Annotated in this window: 3 protein-coding genes; 1 reads left to right on the top strand and 2 read right to left on the bottom strand. The window is 73.8% G+C overall.

Annotation, left to right across the window (positions count from 1 at the left end; genetic code table 11):
• Positions 1-50: 50 nt before the first annotated feature.
• The gene (locus tag AB0L34_RS33400) at positions 51-1,031 is read right to left on the bottom strand and encodes a transketolase C-terminal domain-containing protein (protein WP_350704614.1); all 981 of its coding nucleotides are present in this window, start codon (positions 1,029-1,031) and stop codon (positions 51-53) included.
• Complete coding sequence (locus AB0L34_RS33395) at positions 1,024-1,959, bottom strand: thiamine pyrophosphate-dependent dehydrogenase E1 component subunit alpha (RefSeq protein ID WP_350704616.1); 936 nt, start codon at positions 1,957-1,959, stop codon at positions 1,024-1,026. Before AB0L34_RS33395 ends, AB0L34_RS33400 begins: the two co-directional genes overlap by 8 nt.
• A 130-nt stretch (positions 1,960-2,089) precedes the next feature.
• On the opposite strand from AB0L34_RS33395, the gene AB0L34_RS33390 reads away from it, so the two are divergent.
• Complete coding sequence (locus AB0L34_RS33390; RefSeq protein ID WP_363709619.1) at positions 2,090-3,220, top strand: mandelate racemase/muconate lactonizing enzyme family protein; 1,131 nt, start codon at positions 2,090-2,092, stop codon at positions 3,218-3,220.
• Positions 3,221-3,330 lie beyond the last annotated feature (110 nt).

Raw genomic sequence — 3,330 nt, 5'->3', positions numbered from 1 at the left:
GACGACCCCCCGCCGGCCGGCCAGCCGGCCGCCCGGCGGAGTGTCAGCGGTCATCGCGCGACCGTGCGGCGCACGGCATCCACCACGTCGGCCGCCTCGGGGATCACGGCGGCCTGCAGGGCCGGGGCTGCCGGCATCGGCACGTCCGGGGTGGCCACCCGGGCGACCGGGGCGCGCAGGTCGGCGAAGCACTCCGCGGCGGCCCGGGCGGCGATCTCGGCGCCGAACCCGCCGGTCAGGTTCGCCTCGTGGGCGACGACCAGCCGGCCTGTGCGGGCCACCGAGGCGGCGACGGTGTCGAAGTCCAGCGGGTTGAGCCAGCGCAGGTCGATCACCTCGGCCTCGATGCCCTCCTCGCTGAGCTGGCCCGCGGCGTCGAGGGACGCCGAGACCATCCGGGACCACGCGACGACGGTGACGTCGGTGCCCGGGCGGACCACGCGGGCGCCCCCGACCGGTTCGACCGGGGCGTCGGTGCGGACGGGGCCGCGTGTCGGGTAGAGCATGCGCGCCTCGGCGACCACCACCGGGTCGTCGCTGACCACCGCGGTGCGCAGCATCTGGTACGCGTCGTCGGGCGTGGCCGGCAGGGCCACCCGCAACCCGGGGGTGTGCGCGAAGTACGCCTCGGGTGAGTGCGAGTGCTGGGCGCAGGCGCCGGGCGAGTAGCCCTGCTGCATCCGGATCACCAGCGGCGCCTTCCACCGCCCGTTGCTGGAGTAGTGGATGGTGGAGATCTGGTTGACGAACTGGTCCATCGCCACGAACGAGAAGTCGGCGTACATGATCTCGGCGATCGGCCGGAGGCCGGTCATCGCCGCCCCCAGGGCCATGCCGAGGAACCCGGTCTCGGAGATCGGGGTGTCGAAGATCCGCGCGGAGCCGAACCGCTTGTGCAGCCCCTTCGTGGCGCCGAACGGCCCGCCGGGCAGGGCGACGTCCTCGCCGAAGTAGACGGTGTCCTCCCGGCTGTCCAGCGCCCAGGTGAGCGCGGCGTTGACGGCCTGGATGTAGCGCAGGGACTCAGACATGGACGTGCTCCTTGACGGTCGCCGGGTCCGGGAACGGCACGGCACGGGCGGCGGTGACGGCGGCCTCCACCTCGGTGGCGACCTCGGCGTCGATCGCGTCGAGCCGGGCGGTGAGCGCGGCGTCGGCGGCCTGCCGGATCCGGGCCAGCGGCTCGCGTTCCCGGGCGGCGGCGACCTCGCCCGCCGGCCGGTAGTGCTGTACGTCGCCGCTGTAGTGGCCGACCAGCCGTTCGGTCATGGCCTCGACGATGGACGGTCCGGACCCCTCGCGGGCCCGGGTGACCGCCTCGGTGACCGCCTCGGCGACGGCGTCGGGGTCGTTGCCGTCCACCACCCGGCCGGGGATGCCGTAGCCGGCGGCCCGCTCGGCGAGCTGGCGGACGCGCACCATGTCCTCGATGCGGGACATCTCGGAGTAGACGTTGTTCTCCACGACCAGCACCAGCGGCAGGTCGAGCACCGCGGCGAGGTTGAGTGCCTCGTGGACGTTGCCCTGGTTCATCGCGCCGTCGCCGATGCTGACCACGGACACCGCGCCGCTGCCGGTGCGCTGGGCGGTGAGGGCCGCGCCGGCGGCGACGGGCACGCCCGCGCCGACGATGGAGTTCTCGCCGAGGAACCACCGGCCCGGGTCGGACAGGTACGGCGAGGCGGCCCGGCCGCCGCAGAGGGCGGAGTCGCGGCCCATCATCTCGGCGAAGAGGCCCACCATGTCCACGCCCCGGGCGATCGCCCAGCCGTGGCCGCGGTACGTGGCGGTCACGTGGTCGCCGTCGCGCAGCGGCCGGCAGGCGCCGACCGGGATCGCCTCCTGGCCGTTGCACAGGTGGATCGAGCCCGGGATCTCGCCGTCGTCCTTGAGGGCGGCCAGCCGCTCCTCGAACCGGCGGATCCGGGCCATGAGCCGATAGTCGTCCGGCAGACCCATCACACCCCCAGTGGTAGTTAGAGCCTTATTCCGGCTCGTTCGTTTTGAAGCCTAGACCAGCGCTGTAAGCCTATGGAAGAGTGCAAGAGCAAGTTTCTGGCCGTTATTGGTCTCTTATTTGGAGGCAGGTATGGAGATCACCGCCGTCGAGTCGGTGGTGCTGGGCGACGCGCACTTCGTCCAGGTGCACACGTCGGACGGGCTGGTCGGCGTCGGCCAGTCCGCCTGCTGGGGCTACCCCACCGCGGTGCACGCCGTCGTGGAGGCGTTCCGCCCGCACCTGCTCGGCGCCGACCCCACCCGGATCGAGCACCACTGGCACCACCTCTACCGGATGGGACCGTTCCGGGGCTCGGTCCTCTCCGCCGCCGTCTCCGCCGTCGACCTGGCCCTGTGGGACCTGCTCGGCAAGCGCCTCGGGGTCCCGGTCTGGCAGCTGCTCGGCGGCCGGGTGCGCGACCGGATCCGGCTGCACCTGCTGCTGCCCGGCACGGGCGCGCAGGCGCTGGCCGCACAGGCCGCGGCAGCCGTGGCCGACGGCTTCACGGCGGTCAAGTTCGACCCGCTGCCGGCCGACTACGCCGACCTGTCGCTGGCCCGGCTGGTCACCGCCACCGAGGCCACCACCGCCGCGGTCCGCGACACCGTCGGCACCGACGTGGACCTGCTCATCGAGCTGCACCGCAAGCTCACGCCCCTGCAGGCCGAGGCGGTCGTGCCCGCGTTGGCCAGACATCTGCCGCTGCTGGTGGAGGACCCCGTCCAGATCGACAGCGTCAGCAGCCAGGCCGACGTCGCCCGCCGCGCCGCGGGGGTGCCGATGGCCAACGGCGAACGCCTGCACAGCATCTGGGAGTTCAAGGAGCTGCTCGCCCAGGGCGGCGCCCAGTACGTCCGCCCCGACCTGGGCCTGGCCGGCGGGATCAGCCACGCCCGCAAGATCGCCGCACTGGCCGAGGCCCACCACGCCGCCGTGGTGAGCCACAACTGTCTCGGTCCACTGCTGACCATGGCCTCGGTGCAACTGGACACGGCCATCCCGAACTTCGTCGTGCAGGAGTACTCGCCCCTGGACGACCAGCTCGCCGACGGGCCCGCGCGTGCCTGCGTACGGCGGCAGGGCGGTTTCCTGCCGGTGCCGGAGGAACCGGGACTCGGCGTGACGCTGGACCTCACCGGCGCCACGCCGCTCGACCTGACCGGCCGCCCGTTGACCCGGATCCCGCTGCGCGCCGACGGCTCGGTCGCCTACGCGGTCTGAGTGCTCACCCCCGTGGGGCCGGGGGGCGGGGCGGCCGGGCCCCGGGGCGGGCGGCCCCCCCCGCCGCCTACCCCCGGGGGGGCCCCGGGGGGGGAGTCCCGCTACGCCCC

The organism is Micromonospora sp. NPDC052213 (assembly GCF_040679695.1).
Taxonomy (GTDB): Bacteria; Actinomycetota; Actinomycetes; order Mycobacteriales; family Micromonosporaceae; genus Micromonospora.
Note: the sequence above shows the minus strand (reverse complement) of the source record. Positions and strands in the feature narration are given on the sequence as shown.

Bases quoted from the DNA above. Each gene is read 5' to 3' on its own strand.
- AB0L34_RS33400 (WP_350704614.1), bottom strand. From the start codon at position 1,031: ATGTCTGAGTCCCTGCGCTACATCCAGGCCGTCAACGCCGCGCTCACC.
- AB0L34_RS33390 (WP_363709619.1), top strand. From the start codon at position 2,090: ATGGAGATCACCGCCGTCGAGTCGGTGGTGCTGGGCGACGCGCACTTC.
- AB0L34_RS33395 (WP_350704616.1), bottom strand. From the start codon at position 1,959: ATGGGTCTGCCGGACGACTATCGGCTCATGGCCCGGATCCGCCGGTTC.